This window comes from Mycobacterium sp. NGS56 (assembly GCF_059812425.1).
Genome location: NZ_JCALCQ010000011.1, coordinates 113,991 through 138,306 on the forward strand (window position 1 = coordinate 113,991; position 24,316 = coordinate 138,306).

Below are 24,316 nucleotides of genomic sequence, written 5' to 3' on the forward strand. Positions count from 1 at the left end.
GCGCTACATCGTGCGGGCGTTGACATACGTGCGGCGTAGGGGCAAGCGCTACCTCGCGGTGCGACCCGTCGCGCTGGCCGACTTCGTCGCCGAGGTCGATCGATGGATGAGCGGCACCGTCTGGACCACGCAGTGCAGCAACTACTTCCGTGCTCCCAACGGACGCGTGGTCACCCAGTGGCGGCGCAGCGCGCGCCCCTTCTGGGGCATGACGCGCAGGCTCAGGCCGGCCGGCTTCCGCTTCGCCGCACCAACCGCGTCGGCAGCCGATGCGGTCACCGGTTCGGAGCGGGGTGTGCAATGACGGGGCTGGACGGCGCCGACCGACTTGATGTGATGCTGCGCGACATCGCTGTGACACGGACCGAGTTTTCGCTTGCCGCAATACAACTCATCCGTGCGCCGTTCAACGAACGGCGCCGGCTGACCGCCACCCAGACAGATGTGCACGGGGTGCGGATCGTCGAGGACACCGTGCCAACGGAAGCCGGCGGCGTCAACGTGCGCATCTATTGTGGTGGGCCCCAGGACCCGGCACCGGGCGTGGTGTACTGCCACGCCGGCGGCTTCGCGCTGGGCAACCTGGACACCGATCACCGGCAATGCGTTGAGCTTTCGCGCCGCGGCCGCTGCACGGTGGTCTCGGTGGACTATCGGCTCGCCCCCGAACACCCCTTCCCGGCGGGTCTCGAGGACGCGAGCGCCGTGCTGGGGTGGGTTGCCGCGAACGCGGGGTATCTCGGGGTTGATCCGGCGCGTCTGGCCGTCGCGGGCAGCAGCGCCGGCGGCGCGTTGGCCGCATGCCTGGCGCAGCGGGCCGCCGACGGGGCACTGCCGCCGGTGACGTTCCAGTTGCTCCACCAACCCGTGCTTGACGACCGGGTCACCCCATCGAAGGTGGAGTTTCGCACCAGTCCGGCGTTCGACGGCGAGGCCGCCGACTTGATGTGGCGCCATTACCTGGGACCTGCCGAGGCGTCCGATGCCGCGGTGCCCGCGCGTCGAGACGAAATCGCCGGACTGCCACCGGCGTTGATCACCTGCGCCGAGATCGACCCGTTCCGCGACGAGGCGATCGGCTACGCGTGGCAGCTACTGCGCGCCGGGGTCTCGGCCGAGTTGCACGTTTTCACGCGCGCCTGTCACGGCTTCGATTCACTGCTGCCCGATTGGGCGGGCTCGCAACGATTGTTTGCGCTGCAAGGCCACGCCCTGTCCAGCGCGTTGCACGGCGACTAGCCGTCGAACCTGATCAGCTGTCGTACGGCGATGCCGTCGGCCAGGTTGTCCATCGCCTCGTTGATGCCCTCCAACGGAATCGTCGACGACACCAGTGATTCCACCGGCAGCCGGCCTGACCGCCACAGCTCGACGAACCGGGGGATGTCCCGGCTGGGCACCGCCGAACCCAGGTAACTGCCGATCAACGACCGGCCCTCGGCGACTAAACCCAATGGCGACAGGCTGATTCGCGCGCTCGGTGGCGGCAGACCCACGGTGATGGTGCGTCCGCCGGGCGCGGTCAGGGCGATCGAGGTTTCCAGCGCGGCCGGATGACCGACGGCCTCGACCACCACCGCGGCCTTCACCCCGGCGTCGGTGGCGTGCCGCGGCGTGTAGGCGTCGTGGGCTCCCAGGCGGCGGGCGGCGGCCACCTTCTCCGGCAACTGATCGACGGCGACGACGCGAACGCCGTCGTAGGTCAGTGCGGTGAGCAGCGCCGCCATCCCCACGCCCCCCAGCCCGACGACCGCCACGGTCTGGCCCGGACGCGGATGACCCACGTTGAGCACCGCGCCACCACCGGTGAGCACCGCGCAACCCAGCAGCGCGGCGACCTCGGGCGGCACGTCGCCGGGCACCGCGACGGCGCTGGCCCGATTGACGACCGCATGCGTCGCGAAGCCAGAGACACCGAGATGGTGATGCACCGGATGGCCGGCCCGGCTGAGCCGGATGTCGCCGCCGAGCAAGGTGCCGGCGCCGTTCGCCACGCTGCCCGGTTCACACGGCGTCAGGCCCTCGGTCGCGCACGCAGCGCAATGACCGCACCGCGGCAAGAACACCAGCACCACCCGTTGCCCGACGGCGAGATCGTCGACGCCCTCGCCGAGGCGCTCGACGATCCCGGCGGCCTCGTGGCCGAGCAGCATCGGCATCGGCCGCACCCGGTTGCCGTCCACCACCGATAGGTCGGAATGGCAGATGCCGGCCGCCTCGACGCGGACCAAAACTTCGTCGCGCCCAGGGGGCGCGAGGTCGAGTTCTGTGACGGTGATCGGTCGCGACTGGGCATAGGGCCGAGGTGACCCGATGTGCTCCAGTACCGCGCCCCGAATTCCAGACATGTTGGAATACAACCATGGCGTCGGCTTCCTTAGTTCCGCCCGCACCGGACGGGCTGACCAGCAACGACTTTCCGGTGCAGTGGCCGGTCGGAACTCGGTGGGCCGACAACGACATGTTCGGCCACCTCAACAACGCCGTGTATTACCAGCTGTTCGACACGGCGATCAACGCCTGGATCAACACCAGCACCGGGCTGGACCCGATCACCACGCCCGCCTTGGGCATCGTCGCCGAATCGGGCTGCCGCTACTTCTCCGAATTGCAATTCCCACAGAACCTCGTGGTGGGGCTGGCCGTCACGCGGCTGGGCCGCAGCAGCGTCACCTACCGGCTGGGCGTGTTCCGGGCCGCCCCGAACCAGCCCGCTGCAGGCCAGGGACAACCCATCACCGCGCTGGGGCACTGGGTGCACGTCTACGTCGACCGCGCCACCCGCAAGTCCGTCCCGATCCCCGACTCCGTGCGCGCCCTGCTGGCGACCGCCGCCGTCGACCAATAACCGCCTGGCATCAGGGCTTTCGTCAGCAAAGGGGTCAACGACGGCATCCCAAGGAGGCCTCGTCGGCCCGGCTATGCTTCGCGCATGCCAGTCATGAGCAAGACCGTCGAGGTGGACGCCGACGCCACGTTGATCATGAAGATCGTCGGCGACTTCGAGGCCTACCCGCAGTGGAACGAGGAGATCAAGGGCCTCTGGGTGCTCGCCCGCTACGACGACGGGCGCCCCAGCCAGCTGCGGCTCGACACCGATTACCAAGGCATGCAGAGCATGTTCATCCAGGCCGTGTACTACCCCGGTGAAAACCAGATCCAGACCGTCCTGCAGCAGGGCGACCTCTTCACCAAGCAGGAGCAGCTGTTCAGCGTCGTATCGCTGGGAGCGTCGAGCCTGTTGACGGTGGATCTGGACGTCGAAACCTCGATGCCGGTGCCGGCGCCGATGGTGAAGCAACTCCTCAATAACGTGCTCGATCATCTGGCCGAAAGCCTGAAGCAGCGCGCCGAGCAGCTGGCCGCAAGCTAGGTCTCTTGGCGGCGATCGCCGCGTCCTCATGGCGGCGACCCGCTTCGCCCGGCTTCGCCGCGCTCGCGATCGCCGCTAGTCGAAGATTCCCGTGCGGTCGCGCATCTCGGTCAGCCGGGCGGCCGCGTCGGTGAATTGCCACACGGTGTGCTCGATCACGGCGGCGGTGTCGCGCCGGCGCAGCGCGGCGATCAGCTTTCGGTGGTTGTCGACGGCGGCCTGTCCCCAGTTCGGGTCGGCGGCGTAGACCAGCACCGGCATGTAGCGCGCGGCGTTGAGCAGGAACCAAGCCAGTTTGATGCGGCCGCTCGCCTGATTGAACACGCGGTGGAACGCGAACTCGATGCCCGCGATGGTCTCGGCGTCTCCGGACGCGACGGCCGCGGCGAGCGAGTCGTTGATCCGGTTCAAGTCGTCGATCTGAGCGTCGCTGATGTGGTCGGTGGCCGCGGCCGCCAGCTCACGCGCGATCGATGCCTGCAGCCAAAAGATGTCCTCGATGTCCTGCCGGGTCAAGGGGAGCACAACGTGGCCGCGGTGCGGTTCGAGCTGCACCATCCCCTCGCCGCGCAACTTCAGCAGGGCTTCACGCACCGGGGTGACGCTGACGCCAAGCTCGGCCGCCGTCTCGTCGAGGCGGATGAACGTACCCGGGCGCAGCGCGCCGGACATGATGGCCGCCCGCAGATGGCCCGCCACGGCGTCGGACAACTGCGCACGACGCAGCGGCCGCCGACTCCTCGGCTGCATTGATATCGGTGCGTTCACGGGACTGCCAGGGCTTTCGTGGGCTTGGCGGGACGGGGTTTGAGTTTTGACGGGTGTTAACGCGGACTTGTCAGTGGGCCGTCAACGCCTTAGTGTGACCCACACAACACTAAGTTTTATCAAATATCAACCTGGCGCAAGCGGTGCGCGAGTGAAGGGAAGTGCATAGGTTGACCGCGCAATTGGTGAACCATCAGACGCAGGCGGACGAGCAGCCGTACCTGGCCCGGCGACAGAACTGGGTGAACCAATTGGAACGGCATGCGCTGATGCAGCCCAGAACGACGGCGCTGCGGTTCCTGGGCAAAACCCTCACGTGGGGCGACCTGCGCAGCCGGGTGGCGGCGCTGGCCGATGCGTTGAGCCGCCGCGGTGTCGGATTCGGTGACCGGGTCATGATCCTGATGCTCAACCGCACCGAGTTCGTCGAGTCGGTGCTGGCCGTCAACATGCTCGGCGCGATCGCGGTCCCGCTGAACTTCCGCCTCACCGCGGCCGAAATCGCGTTCCTGGTCCAAGACTGCGAGGCGCGTCTTATCGTCACCGAATCCGTGCTGGCTCCGGTGGCCACCGGAGTCCGCGACATCGAGTCGTTGTTGAGCACCGTCGTGGTGGCCGGTGGTCAGACCGACGACAGCGTGCTCGGCTACGAGGACCTGATCAACGAATCCGGACAACAACACCGGCCGGTCGACATTCCGAACGACTCGCCGGCGCTGATCATGTACACCTCGGGTACCACCGGGCGGCCCAAGGGCGCCGTGCTGACGCACACCAACCTGACCGGCCAGACGATGACCGGCCTGTACACCAACGGCGCCGACATCAACAGCGACGTCGGGTTCATCGGCGTGCCCTTCTTCCACATCGCCGGCATCGGCAACATGCTGACCGGGATGCTGCTCGGCATCCCGACGGTGATCTACCCGCTGGGCGCGTTCGAGCCCGGGCAGCTGCTCGACGTGCTCGCCGCGGAGAAGGTCACCGGCATCTTCCTGGTACCCGCCCAGTGGCAGGCGGTCTGCGCCGAACAGCAGGCCCGTCCGCGTGACCTGAAATTGCGGGTGATCTCGTGGGGGGCCGCGCCGGCTCCCGACGCGCTGCTGCGGGAGATGTCGGCGACGTTCCCCGGCGCCCAGATACTGGCCGCGTTCGGCCAGACGGAGATGTCGCCGGTCACGTGCATGCTGTTGGGCGAAGACGCCATTCGTAAACGCGGGTCGGTCGGCAAGGTCATCCCCACCGTGGCCGCGCGCGTCGTCGACGAAAACATGAATGACGTGCCGATCGGTGACGTCGGCGAAATCGTTTACCGCGCACCGACTTTGATGAGCGGCTACTGGAACAACCCGGAGGCCACGGCAGAAGCGTTCGCCGGCGGCTGGTTCCACTCCGGAGACCTCGTCCGCATGGACGAGGAAGGCTACGTATGGGTGGTCGACCGCAAGAAGGACATGATCATCTCCGGTGGCGAAAACATCTACTGCGCCGAGGTGGAAAACGTCCTCGCCAGCCACCCCGCCATCGTGGAAGTTGCCGTGATCGGCAGGGCCCACGACAAGTGGGGCGAAGTGCCCATCGCGGTGGCCGCTGTCGCGGACGACAATTTGCGGCTCGATCAACTCGACGAGTTTCTGACCGAGCGGCTGGCGCGATACAAGCACCCCAAGGCGCTCGAGATCGTCGATGCGCTGCCGCGCAACCCGGCCGGGAAGGTGCTCAAGACTGAACTACGCGTCCGGTACGGAGTCGGATGAATCGACTAAATCCATTCTCGGGCAAAGGGTTTTAGGAGTAGAGAGGAAGGTTGACGGGAGCTGTAACGTTTGCCAGCTGTCGGCGAAGGGTTAATTGTGCGGATGCGGTTCACACGTGCTTGGCCATCGGGTACATTCCTGTGGTCTCCGTTACTACTTGCCGGTAGGGAGCCGATGGTCACAGGCAGCAAGCCGGGGCGAGGTGGAGGCACCCCCAGCTACATAGCGGTGAGGGGGCGAAGCGTGCTACACGATCCGCCGCGACGCCACGAGGCGCGCGGTGACGGCCAGAGGGGGCAGCGGTGACTTCAACGCCGACGAATCGGCAAGGCCCCTACTTGGTCAGCTACGTGCGCGACCAGGTACAGACGCCCTTGACGCTCGTCGGAGGATTCTTCCGGATGTGCGTCCTGACCGGTAAGGCGCTGTTCCGGCGGCCGTTCCAGTGGCGCGAATTCATCCTGCAGTGCTGGTTCATCATGCGGGTCGCGTTCCTGCCGACCGTCTTCGTCTCGATCCCGTTGACCGTGCTGCTGATCTTCACGCTCAACGTGCTGCTCGCTCAGTTCGGAGCCGCCGACCTGTCTGGCGCCGGCGCGGCAATCGGCGCAGTCACCCAGCTCGGCCCGCTGACCACGGTGCTGGTCGTCGCCGGCGCCGGCTCGACGGCGATATGCGCGGACCTCGGAGCTCGCACCATCCGCGAAGAGATCGACGCGATGGAGGTGCTCGGCATCGACCCGATCCACCGCCTGGTGGTACCTCGAGTGCTCGCCGCGACCCTGGTCGCCACTTTGCTCAACGGCCTGGTGATCACTGTCGGGTTGGTCGGTGGCTACCTTTTCGGCGTCTACTTGCAGAACGTATCGGGCGGTGCGTACCTGGCCACCCTGACCACCATCACCGGGTTGCCCGAGGTCGTCATCGCGACGGTCAAAGCCGCCGTCTTCGGCCTCATCGCCGGCCTGGTCGGCTGCTACCGCGGCCTGACCGTGAGCGGTGGCTCAAAGGGCCTGGGCACTGCGGTCAACGAGACCGTGGTCCTCTGCGTTGTCGCGCTCTACGCCGTCAACGTGGTGCTGACGACGATCGGCGTGCGGTTCGGGACGGGGCACTGACGTGTCGACTACCGCCGTCTTTCGCTCCCGCTTCCCGCGGGCCGCAGAGAACCTCGACCGCTACGGCCTCGCCGCGGCCCGCGGCCTCGACGACATCGGTCAGATGGCGTGGTTCGGCGCGACCGCCCTCGGCAGCATTCCGCACGCGCTGCGCAACTACCGCAAAGAGACCCTGCGACTGATCGCCCAGATCGGCATGGGCACCGGCGCGATGGCGGTCATCGGTGGCACCGTCGCCATCGTCGGCTTCGTGACATTGTCGGGTAGCTCGCTGGTCGCCATCCAGGGGTTCGCCTCGCTCGGCAACATCGGCGTCGAGGCGTTCACCGGCTTCTTCGCCGCGCTGATCAACGTGCGCATCGCCGCGCCCGTCGTCACCGGCATCGCCATGGCCGCCACGGTCGGTGCCGGCGCCACGGCGGAGCTGGGCGCCATGCGCATCAGCGAGGAGGTCGATGCCCTGGAAGTGATGGGCATCAAATCGATTTCGTTCCTGGCGACCACCCGCATCATGGCGGGGCTGGTCGTCATCATCCCGATCTATTCCATGGCGATCATCATGACTTTCCTGTCCCCACAGATCACCACCACGGTGATCTACGGGCAGTCGAACGGCACCTACGAGCACTACTTCCGGACGTTCTTGCGCCCCGAGGACGTGTTCTGGTCGTTCGTGGAAGCGATCCTCATCACCGCGGTCGTGATGATCACCCACTGCTTCTATGGCTACAACGCTGGCGGTGGTCCGGTCGGTGTGGGTGAGGCCGTCGGTCGGTCGATGCGCTTCTCCTTGGTGTCGGTACAGGTTGTCGTGTTGTCCGCCGCGTTGGCGCTGTATGGCGTCAACCCGAACTTCGCACTCACGGTGTAACCGCCATGGCCCGACCGATTCAGATCAATTCACCGCGGACCCCGCCGTACAAGCTGGCTGGCGTGGCGCTCCTGGTCGTCTTCGCACTGGCGCTGGCCCTTGTGTATGGGCAGTTCCGAGGTTCCTTCACCCCTAAGACGCAGCTGACGATGTTGGCGTCGCGGGCCGGGTTGGTGATGGATCCGGGTTCGAAGGTGACTTACAACGGTGTGGAGATCGGGCGGGTGGGGTCGATCTCGGAGACGGTGCGCGACGGTAAGCCGGCGGCGAAGTTCACCCTCGAGGTGTATCCCCGGTACTTGAAGCTGATTCCGTCGAACGTCAACGCCGACATCAAGGCGACGACGGTGTTCGGCGGCAAGTATGTGTCGTTGACTACCCCGGCCAACCCGTCGCCGCAGAAGATCACGCCGCGCACGGTGATCGACGCGCGCTCGGTGACCACCGAGATCAACACCCTGTTTCAGACGATCACCTCGATTTCGGAGAAGGTCGATCCGGTCAAGCTGAATCTGACATTGAGTGCCGCCGCGCAGTCTCTGTCGGGGCTGGGGGAGAAGTTCGGCCAGTCGATAACCAACGCCAACGTGCTGCTCGATGACGTGAACCCGCAGATGCCACAGGCGCGCAAGGACATTCAGCAGTTGGCCGCGCTGGGTGATACGTACGCGAACGCGTCGCCGGATCTGTTGGATTTCCTGAACAATGCGGTGATCACCTCGCGCACGATCAATGCCCAGCAAAAGGATCTGGATCAGGCGTTGTTGTCGGCGGCCGGGTTCGGCAACACGGGCGCGGATCTGTTCAACAAGGGTGGCCCGTATCTGGCGCGCGGGGCGGCCGACCTGGTCCCGACCGCGGAACTGCTGGACACCTACAGCCCGGAGCTGTTCTGCACGGTGCGCAACTACCACGACATCGAGCCCAAAGCCTCATCCTTCCTGGGCGGCAACGGCTACTCGCTGGTCGCCCACACCGAGGCGCTGTCCGGTTTGGGACTGGTCGCCAACCCCCTGTCCCTGGTAGCCGTCGCCGCGCTCACGATGGGACTCGGCGGCGCGGCCGGCCTGATCGGCGGTGCGCCCAACCCCTACGTCTACCCGGAGAACCTGCCGCGGGTGAACGCGCGCGGCGGCCCAGGCGGCGCGCCAGGGTGCTGGCAACCCCTCACCCACGACCTGTGGCCCGCACCGGAGCTGGTGATGGACACCGGCAACAGCCTCGCACCGTACAACCACCTCGACACCGGATCGCCGTATGCGATCGAGTACGTCTGGGGCCGTCAGGTAGGGGATAACACGATCAACCCATGAAAATCACCGGAACCCTCGTCAAACTCGGCATCTTCTCGGTGGTGCTGCTGGTCTTCACTGTGATGATCATCGTGGTGTTCGGCCAGATGCGCTTCGACACCACCAACAAGTACTCGGCGGAGTTCACCAACGTCAGCGGCCTGCGCGCGGGTCAGTTCGTCCGCGCCTCCGGGGTTGAGGTTGGAAAGGTCGACACCGTGGAGTTGGTCGACGGTGGCAAGCGGGCGAAGGTGAACTTCAACGTCGACCGCTCCATCCCGCTGTACCAGTCGACGACCGCCCAGATCCGCTACCTCGACCTGATCGGTAATCGCTACCTCGAACTCAAGCGCGGTCAAGGCGAAGGGGCCGACAAGGTTCTGCCGCCCAACGGATTCATTCCGGTGTCACGCACCCAGCCGGCACTCGACCTCGATGCCCTGATCGGTGGGTTCAAGCCGCTGTTCCGGGCGCTCGACCCGCAAAAGGTCAACACCATCGCGAGTGCGTTGGTCACCGTTTTCCAGGGGCAGGGCGGCACCATCAACGACATCCTCGACCAGACCGCCCAGCTGACCAGCCAGCTCGGTGAGCGCGACCAGGCCATCGGCGAGGTCATCAAGAACCTGAACACGGTCCTGGACACGACGGTTCGGCACCGGCAGCAGTTCGACCAGACCATCAACAACCTGGAGGTGCTGATCACCGGTCTGAAGGACCACGGGGACCAATTGGCCGGCGGGACCGCACACATCAGCAACGCCGCCGGCACGGTTGCCGACCTGCTGGCCGAGGACCGCGGGCTGCTGCACCAGACGCTGAACTACCTGGATGCGGTACAACAGCCGCTGATCGATCAGCAGGACCAATTGCAGGACTACCTCAAGAAGGTGCCGACGGCGTTGAACATGATCGGGCGTGCCATCGGTTCCTACGGGGACTTCGTGAACTTCTACGCCTGCGACATCACCCTGAAGATCAACGGTCTGCAGGCCGGCGGTCCGGTCCGCACGGTCCGGCTGTTCCAGCAGCCGACGGGTAGGTGCACGCCGCAATGAGAACACTGGAACCACCCAACCGGGTCCGGATCGGTCTGATGGGCATCGTCGTGACGGTGCTGGTGATCGGTGTGGGCCAAAGCTTCACCAGTGTCCCGATGCTGATGGCCAAGCCGCACTACTACGGGCAGTTCACCGACACCGGCGGCCTCAGCAAAGGCGACAAGGTGCGCATCGCCGGCGTGGACGTCGGCAAGGTGGAGGGCCTCAAGATCGACGGCGACCACATCGCAATCCAATTCAACGCCGGCACCGCACGCTTCGGCACCGAGAGCCGACTCGCCGTCAAGACCGACACCATCCTCGGAAAGAAGATCCTCGAACTCGAGCCGCGGGGCAACCAGGCGTTGCGGCCGGGGGGCACATTGCCGGTCGGCCAGAGCACCACGCCCTACCAGATCTACGACGCGTTCTTCGACGTCACCAAGGCTGCCCAGGGCTGGGACATCGACACCGTCAAGCAGTCTCTGCACGTGCTGTCGCAGACCATCGACCAGACCTATCCGCACCTGAGCCCGGCGCTCGAAGGGGTGGAGAAGTTCTCCGCCACCATCGGCAAGCGCGACGAAGAGGTCAAGCACCTGCTCGCCCAGGCCAACAAGGTGGCCAGCATCCTCGGTGATCGCAGCGACCAGATCGACCGGTTGCTGGTCAACACCAAGACGCTGCTGGTCGCCTTCAACGAACGCGGCCAGGCCATCAACGCCCTGCTCGGCAACGTCGCGGCGTTCTCCGAACAGGTCAAGGGCCTGATCAATGACAACCCGAACCTGAACCATGTGCTGGAACAGCTGCGCACCGTCAGCGACATCCTGGTGCAGCGCAAAGACGACCTGGCCAACGGTTTGACCGAGGTCGGCAAGTTCCTGCCGTCGCTGAACGAGGCGATCGCGTCGGGGCCGTTCTTCAAGGTGGTCCTGCACAACCTGGCCCTGTACCAGATTTCGCAGCCCTGGGTCGACGCAGCGTTCAAGAAGCGCGGCATCGATCCGGAGAACTTCTGGCGCAGCGCCGGTCTGCCGGAATACCGGTGGCCCGACCCGAACGGCACCCGGTTCCCCAACGGCGCGCCGCCGCCGGCACCGCCGGTGCTAGAGGGCACGCCCGACCACCCGGGTCCCGCCGTCCCGCCGGGATCGCCCTGCTCGTACACGCCGGCCAATCCAGGCGGCAATGTCACCGTCGGGGACGAGGGTCTGCCGCGACCGTGGAATCCGTTGCCTTGTGCGGGTGCGACGGCAGGGCCGTTCGGCGGGCCGGGCTTCCCGGCTCCCATCGACGTGATGGCGTCGCCGCCGAATCCCGCGGGTCTGCCGCCGACGCCGGGCATCCCGATCGCGGGCCGGCCGGGCGATCCGCCACCCGACGTTCCGGGAACACCGGTGCCATTGCCGACGCAGGCGCCCCCGGGTGCGCGCACCGAGAACCTTGCACCGGCGGGTCCGCCGCCGCCGCCGTCGACGTTCGCGCCGGGATTGCCGCCGGGACCGCCGGCGCCGCCCGGGCCGGGCAACCAACTGCCAGCACCGTTCATCAACCCCGGAGGAGCCGGAGGCAGTGGCGCAGCGGGGGGAGGTAGCCAGAATTGAGCACCATCTTTGATGTCCGCAACCTGCGGCTACCGAAGCTTTCTCGGGCATCCGTGATCATCGGATCGCTGGTGGTGATCTTGGCGCTCGTCGTCGGCTACGTCGGGTGGCGGCTATATCAGAAGGTGACCACCAACACCGTGGTGGCCTATTTCCCGGCGGCCAACGCGCTGTACCCGGGTGACAAGGTCCAGATCATGGGGCTGCGGGTGGGCGCGATCGACAAGATCGAGCCCGTCGGCAACAAGATGAAGGTCACGTTCCACTACGAGAACCAATACCGGGTTCCCGCCAACGCCTCGGCGGTGATTCTGAACCCGACCCTGGTGGCGTCGCGAGCCATCCAGCTGGAGCCCGCCTACAAGGGCGGTCCGGTGTTGGCCGACAACGCGGTGATCCCCGAAGAGCGCACCCAGGTGCCGGTGGAGTGGGATCAGCTGCGCAACAGCATCACCAACATCATCTCCAAGCTGGGCCCGACGGCCGAGCAGCCGAAGGGTCCGTTCGGTGAGGTCATCGAATCGTTCGCCAATGGGCTGGCGGGCAAGGGCAAACAGTTCAACAACACGCTGAGCAACCTGTCGCAGGCGCTGACCGCGTTGAACGAGGGTCGCGGCGACTTCTTCGCGGTGGTGCGCAGCCTCGCGCTGTTCGTCAACGCGCTGCACAACGACGACCAGCAGTTCGTCGCGCTCAACCAGAACCTGGCCGATTTCACCACCCGCCTCGCGCACTCCGACACCGACCTGGCCAACGCTATTCAGCAGTTCGACAGCCTGCTCACCACCGTGCGGCCCTGGCTGGACCAAAACCGCGGGGTACTGGTCCAAGACATCAACAACTTGGAAACCGTTACGAACTCGCTGCTGCAACCGGATCCGCTGAATGGGCTGGAGACCGCGCTGCACGTGCTGCCGACGGCCGCGGCGAACATCAACCAGATCTATCACCCGTCGCACGGTTCGGTGGTAGCCATCCCGTCGATCACCAACTTCGCGAACCCGATGCAGTTCATCTGTAGCGCAATCCAGGCGGGCAGCCGGCTGGGCTATCAAGAGTCGGCCGAACTGTGCGCGCAGTACCTCGCGCCGATTCTCGATGCGATCAAGTTCAACTACCCGCCGTTCGGCTTGAACCTGTTCAGCACGGCCGAGACCCTGCCCAAGGAAGTCGCCTATTCGGAGGATCGGCTGCATCCGCCGAACGGATACAAGGACACCACCGTCCCGGGCATCTGGGTGCCGGACACCCCGACGTCACACCGCAACACCCAGCCGGGCTGGATCGTCGCACCGGGCATGCAGGGCCAGCAGGTCGGGCCGATCACCGCGGGCCTGATGACCCCGGAGTCGCTGAACGAGCTGATGGGCGGACCGAACATCGAGCCGGTCCAGTCGACCCTGCAGACCCCGCCGGGTCCGCCGAACGCCTACGACGAGAACCCGATAGCGCCCGTCATCGGCCAGATTCCGCCGCAAGTTCCCATTCCGCCGCCACCGCCGGGGCCGGGCGTGATCCCGGGCCCCGTCGCCCCGACACCGGCGCCGGTGTCCGCGCCCGCACCGAACGCGGGCGGGCCCGCGTCACCCGCTGACTTTGGAGGTGGCCAGTGAGCCGCGCGACGAGCGCGTCACGCGCGAGGAGCAAGCCGAACCGTCGGCCCGTGCGGCGCGCGCTTCGCGTGATCCGCCATCGGAGCTGGCAAGGTCTGATCCTGCTGATCGCCGCGATGGTGCTGAGTTCATGTGGCTGGAAAGGCATTTCGCAGGTCGCGATCCCGGGCGGGCCTGGCAGCGGGTCGGGCGCCATGACCGTCTACGTGCAGGTGCCCGACACACTCGCGATCAACGGCAACAGCAAGGTGATGGTCGCCGACGTGTTCGTCGGCTCGATCAAGGCCATCAAGCTCAAGAACTGGATCGCCACCCTGACGCTGGGCCTGGACAAAAAGGTCAAGTTGCCCAAGAACGCCACCGCCAGGATCGGCCAGACCTCGCTGCTGGGTTCGCAGCACGTCGAGCTCGCCGCACCACCGAACCCGTCGCCCGAACTGCTCAAGAACGGCGACACCATTCCGCTGAAGAACTCGACCTCCTATCCCACGACCGAGCAGACGCTGGCCAGCCTGTCGCTCATCCTGCGTGGTGGCGGCATCCCCAACCTGGAGGTGCTGCAAAACGAGATCTACAACATCTTCAACGGGCGTGGCGATCAGATCCGGGCCCTGCTCGGCAAGCTGGACACCTTCACCAACCAGCTCAACCAGCAGCGCGATGACATCACGCACGCGATCGACTCGACCAACCGACTGCTGACCTATGTGGGTGGCCGGGCCGACGTGCTGGATCGGGTGCTCACCGATGTCCCGCCGCTGATCAAGCATTTCGCCGACACCAAGAACCTGCTGATCAACGCCGTCGATTCGGTGGGACGGCTCAGCCAGGCCGCAGACCAGTACCTGTCGGAGACGCGAGGGCCGCTGCACACCGACTTGCAGGCGCTGCAGTGTCCGCTGAAGGAGCTCGGGCGGGCCTCGCCGTACCTGATCGGGGCGCTGAAGTTGATACTCACCCAGCCGTTCGACATCGACACGGTCCCGAAGATCTTCCGCGGCGACTACATCAACATCTCGCTGACGCTCGACCTGACATATAGCGCTGTGGACAACGCATTCCTCACCGGAACCGGATTGTCGGGTGCCCTGCGGGCGCTCGAGCAGTCGTTCGGACGCGATCCGGAGACGATGATCCCCGACGTGCGCTACACGCCGAACCCGAATGACGCGCCCGGTGGACCGCTGGTGGAAAGGGGGGACAGGAATTGCTGACACCCTTCATCCGACGCCAGCTGATCGCCTTCGGGATCCTGACCGTCATCTCGCTGCTCGTGCTCGGGATCTACTATTTGCAGCTCCCGAGCCTGGCCGGCATCGGCCGCTACACGCTGAAGGCCGACCTGCCCGCATCGGGCGGGCTGTATCCCACGGCCAATGTCACCTATCGCGGCATCACCATCGGCAAGGTCACCGACGTCGAGCCGACCGAGCGTGGCGCCCTGGCGACGATGAGCATCGACAGTCACTACAAGATCCCGATCGATGCGACGGCCAACGTGCACTCCGTCTCGGCCGTCGGTGAGCAGTATCTGGACCTGACCTCGTCGGGGAACACCGGCAAGTACCTGGCGGAGGGCCAGACCATCACGAAGGGCACCGTGCCCGCGGAGATCGGGCCGGCCCTGGATACGGCGAACCGCGGGCTGGCGGTGCTGCCCAAGGAGAAGATCAGTCAGCTGCTCGACGAGACAGCGCAATCCGTCGGCGGGTTGGGCCCCAACCTGCAGCGGTTGGTCGACGCCACCCAGGCGATCGTCGGCGATTTCAAAAACCAGATGACCGACGTCAACGACATCATCCAGAACTCCGGACCCGTGCTGGACAGCCAGGTCAAATCGGGTGATGCCATCGAGCGCTGGGCACGCAACTTGAACAGGCTGGGGGCCCAATCCGCGCAGGAAGATCAACACCTGAAGAGTCTGCTGCGCCAGGCGGCGCCGACCGCCGACCAGGTCAACTCGGTCTTCAACGACGTGCGGGATTCGCTGCCGCAGACGCTGGCCAACCTCGAGGTCGTGATCGAACTGCTCAAGCGCTACCACACCGGCGTCGAGCAGGTGCTGGTGTTCCTCCCGCAGGGCGCATCGATCGCCCAGACGGTGGCAGCGCCGTTCCCCAACATGGCCGCGCTCGACCTGGCGCTGTCGATCAACCAGCCGCCGCCCTGCCTGACCGGCTTCATCCCGGCCTCGGAGTGGCGGTCCCCGGCCGATACCAGCATCCAGCCGCTGCCCACGGGAACGTACTGCAAGATCCCGATGGAGACCCCGGCCAACAGCGTGCGCGGGTCGCGCAACATCCCCTGTACGGACATTCCGGGCAAACGGGCCGCGACTCCGCGCGAATGCCGCGACCCCAAGCCGTATGTGCCCGCCGGTACCAACCCGTGGTATGGCGACCCCAACCAGATCTTGACGTGCCCCGCGCCCGCCGCGCGCTGTGATCAATCGGTCCGGCCGGGCATGGTGATCCCCGCGCCGTCGGTGAATAACGGGCTGAACCCGGCGCCCTCGGACCGCGTCACCGGCACACCCCCGCCCACCAGCGATCCGTTGTCCCGACCGGGGTCGGGTACCGTGCAGTGCAATGGCCAGCAGCCCAACCCGTGTGTCTATAAACCCAGCGGGCCTCCCTCGGCGATCTACAGTCCCCAAAGCGGTGAACTGGTAGGGCCAGACGGAGTGAAATACTCCGTCGAGAACTCGACCAGAACAGGAGACGATGGATGGAAGGAGATGCTGGCACCAGCCGGCTGAACCCCATCGACACGGACGATTCGTTGACCACGCAGGACAAGGACGAGGCTTCGACGGCACCCGAGACCGGACCCGGTCAAACCGATCCGCAGGAGGCCTCCGGGGATCCTGTGGAATCTACCGACGGTGATGCCGGCGTCGACGCCGACCGGTCGGCGTCCGACGGCACCGCAGCGGATGATGCGGGATCCGGGGAGCCGGCCGTGGCCGCACCGCGCCGTCCGTCGCGGGTGGGCCGTGGGTGGCTGGCCGCCATCGCCGCGGTGTTGGTGCTGTGCGCCGGCGGCGTCGGGGCGGGCGGCTACCTTGCGTTGCACTACCACCATCAGACGCAACGCACCGTCCGCAATGACGACGCGGCGCTGAAGGCCGCGGTGGAATGCGTGTCGGCGACTCAGGCGCCGGACACCAACGCGATGACCGCGAGCGAGCAGAAGATCATCGACTGCGGCACGGACGCCTTCCGCTCGCAGGCATTGCTGTACACCAGCATGCTCGTGCAGGCGTACCAGGCCGCGAATATCCACGTTCAGGTGTCGGATGTGCGGGCGGCTGTCGAACGCAACAACCCCGACGGTTCGATCGACGTCCTTGTCGCGCTGCGGGTCAAGGTGGCCAGCGATCAGAACCAGAGCGAGACCGGCTACCGGTTGCGCGTGAAAATGGCCTTCGCCGAGGGACAGTACAAGATCTCCAAGCTCGACCAGGTGACGAAGTGACGGTGGTGGTCGAGCAGACTGCGCCCTCGGCAATCCAGGAGTCAACGCGGGAAACCTTGGCGCCTTGGCATTCTCGCGTCAGCGCATTCGCCGTCGACGTGCTGCCCGGCATCGCGGTGGTGACGACCCTGGCATTGGTGTCGTTCACCGTGCCGGCGGGCGGTGTGTGGTGGTGGCTGGACATCTCCGTCCTGGGCATAGTGACCCTCCTGGTTCTGGTCAACCGGCTCTTGTTGCCGGCGATCACCGGCTGGAGCCTGGGCCGCGCGCTGGTGGGTATCGCGGTGACCCGACGCACCGGCACCGCTCCGGGGCCGTGGACGCTACTGCTTCGGGACGTCGCCCACCTGCTCGATGTCGCGTCGATCGTGGGATGGCTTTGGCCCCTGTGGGATTCACGCCGCCGAACTTTCGCCGACATGTTGGCGCGCACCGAGGTGCGCCGGCTCCACCCGGACACGACGCAGCCTCCCCACATCCGGCGCTGGTGCGCACTCACCGTGTCCGGCGCGGTGGTGCTCTGCCTGGCCGGGGCCGCCGTGAGCTTTTTCGTGGTGTTCTCCGCGGACCGGGCGGCCGATCAGACCCGCGCCCAGATCGTGACGCAGGGGCCCAAGATGGTGTCCCAGATGCTGACCTACGACCCCAAGTCGCTGCATGAGGACTTCACGCGGGCGCTATCGCTGGCAACCGACAAATATCGGCCCCAGCTGGCGGCTCAGCAGGACTTGGTGCAAAAGGGGAAGCCCGTCATCAACGAGTACTGGGTCACCAACAGCTCGATCGAATCGGCAAGCGCGGATCGGGCGACGATGCTGCTGTTCATGCAAGGCCGGCGCGGCACCGGGCCCGAGCAGCGCTACATCAGCGCCACCGTGCGGGTGAGCTTCGCCAAAATCAGCGGAAACACATGGCGCGTCGACGATCTCAACGTGCTGACCAAGCCGAAACAACCCGGGAGCGGCAAATGAGCCCGCGCCGCAGGTTCACGCCCGCCGAGCGGCCACTGCTCATCGCCCGCCCGATCGAGGGCGAGCCGCCGCGACCATGGCTGGTGCCCTTGGCCAGCACCGTCGCCGCGGTCCTGATGGTGGCGGCGATCACCGCCTGCGCGCTGATGCTCGCCTCGCACGCATCCCGGACGCGCACCGCGTCCAAGGACCGCGAGGCACTGAACTACGTGACCGGCTTCATGACGCAGTTCACCTCCATCGATCCGTTTCACGCCAACGATTACGTGAACCGGATCTTGGCGCAGGCGACCGGCGACTTCGCCAAGCAGTACCAGAAGAACGCCAACGAAATCCTCCTGCAGGTAGCCCGGGCCGAACCGGCCACCGGTACCGTCCTGGACGCCGGTTTGGAGCGATGGAACGACGACGGCAGCGTCAATGTCATGGTGGCCACGGCGATCACCACCAAGTCGCCGGATGAAAAACAGGTATTGCAGAACGCCAATCGCTGGGCGGCAACCGCGACGCAGGAAGGGAACCAGTGGAAGATCAGCAGCCTGCAGCAGGTGATGTGACCGCCGAGGACAACACAGTCGCAGCCGAGGACGAGGCGACTGGGACCTCAGAGGGCGACGGCTCAGAGCCAAGCGACGAAAGAGCCGACGCAACAACGGAATCCAAAGATATGGACGGCGACGAAGCAACGGCCACCGGCGACGATGCGGAACAGGCCGATGATGACGCGGAGCAGGCCACCGACACGGCGCAGGCCGGCAGCGCGGGGAAAAAGCTCCGGACCGGTAAGGCCTGGGCCATTGTCGCGACGGTCGCGGCCCTGCTGTTCGTCGGATCCGCTGCGTTCGCCGGCGCAATGATGCAGCCGTACCTGGCCGACCGAGCCGTCGTCGCAACGAAACTGAACGTCGCGCGCACCGCTGCCAACGCGATCACCACGCTGTGGACGTACACGCCGGAGAACATGGACACGCTCGCCGACCGCGCGTCTCGTTACCTCAGCGGCGATTTCGAGGCGCAGTACCGCAAATTCGTCGACGCGATCGTGGCCCCCAACAAGCAGGCCAAGATCACCAACCACACCGACGTGACCGGTGCGGCGGTCGAAACGCTCGACGACCGCAACGCTTCGGTCATCGTCTATACCAACACGACCTCCACCAGCCCGCTGACCAAAAACGTCCCGTCGCTGAAGTACCTGTCCTACCGGTTGTTCTTGAAGCGCTCCGACAGCCGTTGGCTGGTGACCAGGATGACAACGATCACGTCATTGGATCTAACGCCGAAGGTTTAGCTCCGGCTGTTGTCGGTGCCGAAATATACTGCAGCGCATGGCTGTCACGTCACCGATATCCGAACGATGGACCGTAGCAGCGTTGCTGTTGTTGACCTTCGCCACCGGGTTGGCCGACTCGATCAGTATCCTGGCGCTCGGCCACGTGTTCGTTGCGAACATGACCGGCAACGTGATCTTCCTCGGGTTCTGGCTGGCTCCGAGCACCACCATCGACCTGACCGCCGTCGTGGTGGCACTGCCGACGTTCATCTGCACGACGGTGATCAGCGGCCGACTGACACGTCATTTCGGCACGCGCACGCGAACGTGGATCACCACGGTACTGGCGACCGAGATCATCCTGCTCTTGGCACTGGCGATCCTGGCTGGCGCGGGAGTGCTGCGTTACCAAGGGAATTCCAAGCTGCTCATGATCGGCGTTCTCGCGATCACCTTCGGCTTACAACACTCGAGTGCGCGCCAATTCGGTATTCAGGAACTGTCCACCACCGTGCTGACGTCGACGATCGTCAGCCTCGGACTGGACAGTCGCCTGGCGGGTGGCACCGGCGAACGCCACCGGCTGCGCATCGGCGTGGTCGCCACCATGTGCACCGGTGCCTTCTTCGGTGCGACGATGTCGAGATATGTGATCGCCCCGGTGTTCGTGGTCGCCGCGACGGTGATAGCAACGAGCCTGCTGATCTTCCGGTTCGGTCCGGCGGCGACGAAAAGCACGGCAGCCGTTACTAGTTGAACGCCAGCCAGCTGGGCAGCGCCCGCTCGTGTGAATCGCAGAGTACCTGCCGGGTGTCGCACGATCCGCGCGGTGATCCCGCGCCGGCCCACATGCCCCCGGTGTCGCGGCGCAGCACGAACGCCGACGAGCCGCCCCCGTCAAGGAGCACGGCGTTATCGCTTCCTAGCCCGCGGAACAGGTCCTGCATGTTGTCGGGGGTGTAGTTGCCGCCCTCGAAGATGTACATCTCGTCCTTTTGCCTGGCGTAAGCGATCGCCGTTCGGGCCGCGCTCGGCCCCCCGTCGTGCAGTTGTCCGGTGTTGCCGGGCGCCAACAGACCGATGCCCGAGACCGCGACGAATCTCTCGTTCTTGTTGAGCAGGTCCGCGACCACCGGAGTGGCGGCGTCATAGTCGCTCTTCGTCTTGGGCCACAACACATATGGCGCGCCACCGGACGGCAGGATCATGGTCGACAGCGCGCTCCAGCTTTCGCCGCCTCCGGACAGGCCCTGCTTGCCGGGATAGGCGACGGTACCGGTGACAGCCTGATTGGCCCGACCCTGGCCCTGGGTGTTGTCGACGAAGGCGCCCAGCGGCGAACTGCAGCCGGTCTGGCGCCACGATCCGCCTTTCTGCCCGCGAACGTCGAAGAAGTTGGCGTTGATCGCGATGGTCGGCTGACCCATCCGCTGCCAAGCCTGCAGCGGTGCGTACAACTCCGAGGCCTGCCAAAGACCCTCGGCGGTGCGAGCCCCGGGGTTGTTCTCGCACCGGGCCTGATCACCCCGGTGGGTGTCGACCAGCAGGTGCGGCGACAGGCGTCCCGCCGCGTTCTTGATGATCATCAGGTGGCCGCCGTTGTTCATCTCGTACCAGCTGCCGCCGGCGTTGAGCATCGGCGCGGGATGGCCGGGGCCGAAGTTGTACACGAGATAGGAACCACGGGTGCTGCCGATTGCGCTGGCCAGCAGGTCGCGGCCGTCGGCGGCGCGGGCTAGGGGCTGGCCCGACGTGATCGCCACCGCGAAGCACGCGATGACGGCGGCGCAGCACGCCGCGAGCCGGCGGAAGCTGGCGCGTCGGGTCAGCACGATAGCCCTTTCCGCCCGGAACCGAACACAACTGAATCATCATCAGCCTCAATAGTCACACTGTCAACATAAATAACGTTGCGGTGACGGCGGGGCTACGCCCGAATTACGCTTGCTCGCTTGAGCTTTCGGGCTCAGCGGCCGCGGTTCCGGCCGGTGCGGTGGCCGCTGGGTCGGCCGGCTCGGTGGCGGCTTGCTCGGCCGGCTCGGATTTGGCCGGCGTGTTGGCGGCGGGTTCGGCGTGCTTAGCGCGGCGGGCCTGATGCTGCGCCTGGTGCTCCTGAGCGATCGCCAGTTCGACCGCTCCCGGAATTCGGTGAAAGCCCTTGCGGTCGTACAGATGCGTGATCACACCGCCAAGCAGCAATCCGATGACGAGGCCGATGGTGGTCATGCTCAGGGCCTGGGTCAGGCCGGCATCGCTACGGCCGCCGAAGTAGAGCAGCGACCGGGCCCCGAGGAAGACCTGGTGCATCGGTTCGAATTCGGCCAGCCAGCGAAAGAAGGACGGTGTGGCCTCCAGCGGTACCGTGGCGCCGGCTGACGGCAGCCCGAGGATCACGAAGATGAGCATGCTGACCAACATTCCGGCAGTGCCCAGCACCGATAGTAGGGAACTGGACGTGATTCCCACCGCGGCGATCGCGAAGACGCCGAACGCCCAGAGCTGCCAGCTGTGGTCGATGGGCATGCCGAGCCCGTCGGCGATCGCCAGATACACCGCCGAGGTGAGCAGCCCCAGCAGTACCATCAGGGCCCACTTCAGCAGCAGCGTCTGGAATCTGGAGATCCTGACCTGCTCGGCAAACCGGTACACCGGGCCGAATTCGGCGGGCACATAACCCAGCAGCGCGTCCACCAGTGTGCTGACCACGATGCTGCCGGTGAATCCGGCCAGCAGCAGCAAGAGCGCGTAGTAGAAGGCGGACAGGCCGTTGCCGGTGCCGTTCGGCAGCGGGTTGTACACGTTCGACTGGATCTCGATGGGGGCACTCAGGCCCACTTGGGCCGCCCCCGCCAGCGGCGCGCCGCCGGTCTGCGCGGCGACCTCCGCCATAACCCGTTGCCCGGCTATGCCGTTGGCCATGCCCATCGCCGTGTTGAGGGTCTGACCGGCGATGCTCGCGCCGAGGGTGCCGGCCCTCGGATTGGTGGAGACGGTAATCGATGGCCGGTCCGCGCGGGCCGGCAGCACCGCGCTGGTCGCGAAGTCCCGCAGCTTCGACGAGAAGCTCGGCGGTATCAGCACCTGGCCGTACACCCGGCCGGTGTCCATTTGGTGCTTGGCCTCGCCACGGGGGAGCACCCGAACGTCGAACTTGCTCTTGTCCAACCCGTTAACCAGGCGGTCGACGATCTGTGCGCCGCCGGGGCCGGCATCCTCGTTCACCACCGCGATGGGGAAATGACGCAGGTTGGTCGTCGGGTTCAAGATGCCGCCGAGATAGAGCGCGCACAGCGCCGACATCAACGCCACGGTGATCACCAGGGGTGCCGCCCAAAACCGCACGGTGCGGATCGCCGTGATGTTCCGGTTGGGGTTGGGCGCCGCGTGCTGCGGGTGCGAGTGAGGCATGCCGACTCCTGTCTGTCGAGCCCACTCTATGGGCTGCGGAGCCGGCCCTCTATGGCCTCAGTCACCAAGCTTCGCGTGCATCTCCCAAATCAGCAGTTCTGCCCGCTCGCTCGCCGATACGCGCCGACCGTCGCAGTCGGTGAATCGGACGGCGTCGCCGTGGGCCACCGCGCCGATTCCTTCCACGTCGACCCGGCCACGGGCAGCGAAAAGATGCAGGTAGGGAGCCCGCGGAAGGTCCACCTCCGCACCGGCGGTCAACCGCGTCACGTGCAGCGCCGCGTTGCGGTTGTGCAGGGTGATCGCGGCGTCATGCGAGGGCATGCCTGAGGCGATCGTAACAAGATTGCCCGCTAAGAGCTTCTCGTCGATATCGTGCTGTTGGTAGCTCGGCTGGACACCGGCCTCATCGGGGACCACCCACATCTGCACGAAATGAACCGGCTCGCTGCGAGAGTCGTTTCGCTCCGAGTGCAGGATTCCGCTCCCGGCCGACATGCGTTGCGCCAGACCGGGATAGATCACGCCTCGATTGCCCGCGGAGTCGTGATGCGACAGCTCGCCGTGCAGCACCCAGGTCACGATCTCCATATCCCGGTGCGGGTGGGTGTCGAATCCCGTTCCCGGCGAGACGATGTCGTCGTTGTTCACCAGCAGGAGCCCGAAATGGGTGTTGTCCGGATCGTAGTGGTCACCGAATGAGAAAGAGTGCCGAGATGTCAGCCACGGAGTGTTGGTGACGGCCCGGGTTCGGCCATCCCTTATCTCGGTGGTGGCGGACATCGCTCCAGCCTAATGTTCTGCCGGATCAGGTCACCGCCGTGGTGAGCAGCCCTTGGGCCTGCAGCAGCGCCTTGTCGAGTTCCGGCAAGGTCAGCCCGGTGGAGTGACCCAGGTGGATCTCGATCTGGTACTCCGGCTGGCCGTCATGGCCGAATATCGGCAGGACCACGAATTCCGCTGCGGCCAGCTCTGTTTCAAGCACATCGGTGACCGACCGCAGGGTCACCATCGTCATCAGCGTGGTGAGCTGGCGGGTGACCTGCGCCGTCGGCTCCAACGAGGCCAGCACATCGGCAAGCCGAGTGTGCAGCGAGCGGTGAGTGTCGTCGAAGCGCCACGCACCGTAGCCGCGGGCGCGAATATCGGCGAGCACCCGTCGGTGCTCTGCGATTTCGGTGCGGGTCAGCCTGGGCACCACCCGATGCAACCACGCTTCGACGAAGTCGTCGTCGCGCCAGGCCATGGCGACCAGACCGAAAGGCGGGTCGATGGGAAAGCGCTGTCCCACGGCGTGCTCGCCGTCGGTGCCATGGCCGACCGCATCGACGGTAATCAGGTGCCGGGTGCCGATCCGCGACATCGAGCAACCCGCCCCGAGCGTGTGGTGCAGGAAGCGCAATGCGTCACGCCCGCGGTCCAGCAGGGGGAACTGCTCACGCAGGCCGTGAACCAGTCCGAACAATCCGCTGCCCAGCACGTAGCGGCGATCGTCGCGGCGCGCGACCCAGGCCCGGCGTTCCAGTTCGGCCAGCACCAGGGCACAGGTGGAGGTGCTGATCACGCAGGCCTTCGCCAGCTCGGCTGAGGACAGTCCGTGTGGCGAATTCGCGAGTGCAGCAAGGACATTCATTACCCGGGCGGTGGGTGGTGATTTGGCGCCCGATTCGCCGCGGGTCTTGGCCGTTGACGTATCCACCGCCACCTCCCTACGATCCGTCCAAAATGCAAGGATATACGTCCTAATA

At 66.0% G+C, this 24,316-nt stretch carries 24 protein-coding genes; 18 read left to right on the forward strand and 6 right to left on the reverse strand.

Annotation, left to right across the window (positions count from 1 at the left end):
- The first annotated feature begins 10 nt into the window (after positions 1-10).
- Positions 11-304 carry a hypothetical protein gene (locus AC5Y4F_RS21680; RefSeq protein ID WP_067932819.1) on the forward strand — a complete coding sequence of 98 codons (294 nt, stop codon included), beginning with the start codon at positions 11-13 and terminating at the stop codon, positions 302-304.
- Positions 301-1,239 (forward strand): alpha/beta hydrolase, encoded by a 939-nt coding sequence (locus tag AC5Y4F_RS21685; protein ID WP_067932817.1) that lies wholly within the window; start codon positions 301-303, stop codon positions 1,237-1,239. The genes AC5Y4F_RS21680 and AC5Y4F_RS21685 overlap by 4 nt, the downstream gene beginning before the upstream one ends.
- On the opposite strand, the gene AC5Y4F_RS21690 is transcribed toward AC5Y4F_RS21685, so the two are convergent.
- Entirely contained in the window at positions 1,236-2,348 is a 1,113-nt protein-coding gene (locus tag AC5Y4F_RS21690; protein WP_067933014.1) for an alcohol dehydrogenase catalytic domain-containing protein, read from the reverse strand. The genes AC5Y4F_RS21685 and AC5Y4F_RS21690 overlap by 4 nt on opposite strands.
- A 14-nt stretch (positions 2,349-2,362) precedes the next feature.
- Here AC5Y4F_RS21690 and AC5Y4F_RS21695 point away from each other — a divergent pair, with 14 nt between their 5' ends.
- A complete protein-coding gene (locus AC5Y4F_RS21695; RefSeq protein ID WP_067932815.1) occupies positions 2,363-2,848 on the forward strand; it encodes an acyl-CoA thioesterase in 486 nt (161 codons plus the stop codon).
- An 84-nt stretch (positions 2,849-2,932) separates the two neighbouring features.
- Positions 2,933-3,373, forward strand: coding sequence for an SRPBCC family protein (locus tag AC5Y4F_RS21700; protein ID WP_067932813.1), 441 nt, complete (start codon positions 2,933-2,935; stop codon positions 3,371-3,373).
- A gap of 75 nt (positions 3,374-3,448) precedes the next feature.
- On the opposite strand, the gene AC5Y4F_RS21705 is transcribed toward AC5Y4F_RS21700, so the two are convergent.
- Positions 3,449-4,141 carry a GntR family transcriptional regulator gene (locus AC5Y4F_RS21705; RefSeq protein WP_499998521.1) on the reverse strand — a complete coding sequence of 231 codons (693 nt, stop codon included), beginning with the start codon at positions 4,139-4,141 and terminating at the stop codon, positions 3,449-3,451.
- 170 nt (positions 4,142-4,311) lie between these two features.
- On the opposite strand from AC5Y4F_RS21705, the gene fadD5 reads away from it, so the two are divergent.
- The 14 genes from fadD5 to AC5Y4F_RS21775 all read left to right on the forward strand — a co-directional run bounded on the left by fadD5 (position 4,312) and on the right by AC5Y4F_RS21775 (position 19,917).
- Entirely contained in the window at positions 4,312-5,898 is a 1,587-nt protein-coding gene (fadD5, locus tag AC5Y4F_RS21710) for a fatty-acid--CoA ligase FadD5 (protein ID WP_067932810.1), read from the forward strand.
- A gap of 302 nt (positions 5,899-6,200) precedes the next feature.
- The gene (locus AC5Y4F_RS21715; RefSeq protein ID WP_067932808.1) at positions 6,201-7,016 is read left to right on the forward strand and encodes an MlaE family ABC transporter permease; all 816 of its coding nucleotides are present in this window, start codon (positions 6,201-6,203) and stop codon (positions 7,014-7,016) included.
- A 1-nt stretch (position 7,017) separates the two neighbouring features.
- Entirely contained in the window at positions 7,018-7,887 is an 870-nt protein-coding gene (locus AC5Y4F_RS21720; RefSeq protein WP_067932806.1) for an MlaE family ABC transporter permease, read from the forward strand.
- A gap of 5 nt (positions 7,888-7,892) precedes the next feature.
- Complete coding sequence (locus AC5Y4F_RS21725) at positions 7,893-9,200, forward strand: MCE family protein (protein WP_067932804.1); 1,308 nt, start codon at positions 7,893-7,895, stop codon at positions 9,198-9,200.
- Positions 9,197-10,237 carry a virulence factor Mce family protein gene (locus tag AC5Y4F_RS21730; RefSeq protein ID WP_499998531.1) on the forward strand — a complete coding sequence of 347 codons (1,041 nt, stop codon included), beginning with the start codon at positions 9,197-9,199 and terminating at the stop codon, positions 10,235-10,237. The genes AC5Y4F_RS21725 and AC5Y4F_RS21730 overlap by 4 nt, the downstream gene beginning before the upstream one ends.
- The gene (locus AC5Y4F_RS21735; RefSeq protein ID WP_499998533.1) at positions 10,234-11,826 is read left to right on the forward strand and encodes a virulence factor Mce family protein; all 1,593 of its coding nucleotides are present in this window, start codon (positions 10,234-10,236) and stop codon (positions 11,824-11,826) included. The genes AC5Y4F_RS21730 and AC5Y4F_RS21735 overlap by 4 nt, the downstream gene beginning before the upstream one ends.
- Positions 11,823-13,439 carry a virulence factor Mce family protein gene (locus AC5Y4F_RS21740; protein WP_067936441.1) on the forward strand — a complete coding sequence of 539 codons (1,617 nt, stop codon included), beginning with the start codon at positions 11,823-11,825 and terminating at the stop codon, positions 13,437-13,439. The genes AC5Y4F_RS21735 and AC5Y4F_RS21740 overlap by 4 nt, the downstream gene beginning before the upstream one ends.
- Positions 13,440-13,489: 50 nt before the next feature.
- Entirely contained in the window at positions 13,490-14,653 is a 1,164-nt protein-coding gene (locus AC5Y4F_RS21745; RefSeq protein WP_499998538.1) for a virulence factor Mce family protein, read from the forward strand.
- Positions 14,647-16,197 (forward strand): virulence factor Mce family protein, encoded by a 1,551-nt coding sequence (locus tag AC5Y4F_RS21750; protein WP_067936447.1) that lies wholly within the window; start codon positions 14,647-14,649, stop codon positions 16,195-16,197. Before AC5Y4F_RS21745 ends, AC5Y4F_RS21750 begins: the two co-directional genes overlap by 7 nt.
- Positions 16,167-16,916, forward strand: a complete 750-nt coding sequence (locus tag AC5Y4F_RS21755) for an Rv1363c family protein (RefSeq protein WP_067936450.1) — start codon at positions 16,167-16,169, stop codon at positions 16,914-16,916. Before AC5Y4F_RS21750 ends, AC5Y4F_RS21755 begins: the two co-directional genes overlap by 31 nt.
- Complete coding sequence (locus AC5Y4F_RS21760; RefSeq protein ID WP_499998541.1) at positions 16,913-17,887, forward strand: RDD family protein; 975 nt, start codon at positions 16,913-16,915, stop codon at positions 17,885-17,887. Before AC5Y4F_RS21755 ends, AC5Y4F_RS21760 begins: the two co-directional genes overlap by 4 nt.
- Positions 17,884-18,444: an Rv1363c family protein gene (locus AC5Y4F_RS21765; RefSeq protein ID WP_499998543.1), complete on the forward strand. Its 561-nt coding sequence runs from the start codon at positions 17,884-17,886 to the stop codon at positions 18,442-18,444. The genes AC5Y4F_RS21760 and AC5Y4F_RS21765 overlap by 4 nt, the downstream gene beginning before the upstream one ends.
- Positions 18,411-19,178, forward strand: a complete 768-nt coding sequence (locus AC5Y4F_RS21770; protein ID WP_499998545.1) for a mammalian cell entry protein — start codon at positions 18,411-18,413, stop codon at positions 19,176-19,178. Before AC5Y4F_RS21765 ends, AC5Y4F_RS21770 begins: the two co-directional genes overlap by 34 nt.
- 37 nt (positions 19,179-19,215) lie before the next feature.
- Positions 19,216-19,917, forward strand: coding sequence for a YoaK family protein (locus AC5Y4F_RS21775; RefSeq protein ID WP_067936462.1), 702 nt, complete (start codon positions 19,216-19,218; stop codon positions 19,915-19,917).
- Here AC5Y4F_RS21775 and AC5Y4F_RS21780 read toward each other — a convergent pair.
- The 4 genes from AC5Y4F_RS21780 to AC5Y4F_RS21795 form a co-directional block, all read right to left on the reverse strand.
- Positions 19,910-20,992: a phosphodiester glycosidase family protein gene (locus AC5Y4F_RS21780; protein ID WP_499998548.1), complete on the reverse strand. Its 1,083-nt coding sequence runs from the start codon at positions 20,990-20,992 to the stop codon at positions 19,910-19,912. The two genes, AC5Y4F_RS21775 and AC5Y4F_RS21780, sit on opposite strands and share 8 nt — an antisense overlap.
- Positions 20,993-21,098: 106 nt before the next feature.
- Positions 21,099-22,568, reverse strand: a complete 1,470-nt coding sequence (locus AC5Y4F_RS21785) for a YhgE/Pip domain-containing protein (protein WP_499998550.1) — start codon at positions 22,566-22,568, stop codon at positions 21,099-21,101.
- Positions 22,569-22,625: 57 nt separating this feature from the next.
- Entirely contained in the window at positions 22,626-23,351 is a 726-nt protein-coding gene (locus AC5Y4F_RS21790) for a pirin family protein (protein ID WP_067936470.1), read from the reverse strand.
- Between the two features lie 25 nt (positions 23,352-23,376).
- Positions 23,377-24,201, reverse strand: a complete 825-nt coding sequence (locus AC5Y4F_RS21795; RefSeq protein WP_067936473.1) for a MarR family transcriptional regulator — start codon at positions 24,199-24,201, stop codon at positions 23,377-23,379.
- Positions 24,202-24,316: the final 115 nt, after the last annotated feature.

What these genes read in the sequence shown, in the direction of transcription:
- AC5Y4F_RS21725 (WP_067932804.1), top strand. Translation starts at nt 7,893, where the DNA reads ATGGCCCGACCGATTCAGATCAATTCACCGCGGACCCCGCCGTACAAG.
- AC5Y4F_RS21765 (WP_499998543.1), top strand. Translation starts at nt 17,884, where the DNA reads ATGAGCCCGCGCCGCAGGTTCACGCCCGCCGAGCGGCCACTGCTCATC.
- AC5Y4F_RS21695 (WP_067932815.1), top strand. Translation starts at nt 2,363, where the DNA reads ATGGCGTCGGCTTCCTTAGTTCCGCCCGCACCGGACGGGCTGACCAGC.
- AC5Y4F_RS21730 (WP_499998531.1), top strand. Translation starts at nt 9,197, where the DNA reads ATGAAAATCACCGGAACCCTCGTCAAACTCGGCATCTTCTCGGTGGTG.
- AC5Y4F_RS21775 (WP_067936462.1), top strand. Translation starts at nt 19,216, where the DNA reads ATGGCTGTCACGTCACCGATATCCGAACGATGGACCGTAGCAGCGTTG.
- AC5Y4F_RS21795 (WP_067936473.1), bottom strand. Translation starts at nt 24,201, where the DNA reads ATGAATGTCCTTGCTGCACTCGCGAATTCGCCACACGGACTGTCCTCA.
- AC5Y4F_RS21700 (WP_067932813.1), top strand. Translation starts at nt 2,933, where the DNA reads ATGCCAGTCATGAGCAAGACCGTCGAGGTGGACGCCGACGCCACGTTG.
- AC5Y4F_RS21685 (WP_067932817.1), top strand. Translation starts at nt 301, where the DNA reads ATGACGGGGCTGGACGGCGCCGACCGACTTGATGTGATGCTGCGCGAC.
- AC5Y4F_RS21690 (WP_067933014.1), bottom strand. Translation starts at nt 2,348, where the DNA reads ATGTCTGGAATTCGGGGCGCGGTACTGGAGCACATCGGGTCACCTCGG.
- AC5Y4F_RS21755 (WP_067936450.1), top strand. Translation starts at nt 16,167, where the DNA reads ATGGAAGGAGATGCTGGCACCAGCCGGCTGAACCCCATCGACACGGAC.
- AC5Y4F_RS21785 (WP_499998550.1), bottom strand. Translation starts at nt 22,568, where the DNA reads ATGCCTCACTCGCACCCGCAGCACGCGGCGCCCAACCCCAACCGGAAC.
- AC5Y4F_RS21735 (WP_499998533.1), top strand. Translation starts at nt 10,234, where the DNA reads ATGAGAACACTGGAACCACCCAACCGGGTCCGGATCGGTCTGATGGGC.
- AC5Y4F_RS21790 (WP_067936470.1), bottom strand. Translation starts at nt 23,351, where the DNA reads ATGTCCGCCACCACCGAGATAAGGGATGGCCGAACCCGGGCCGTCACC.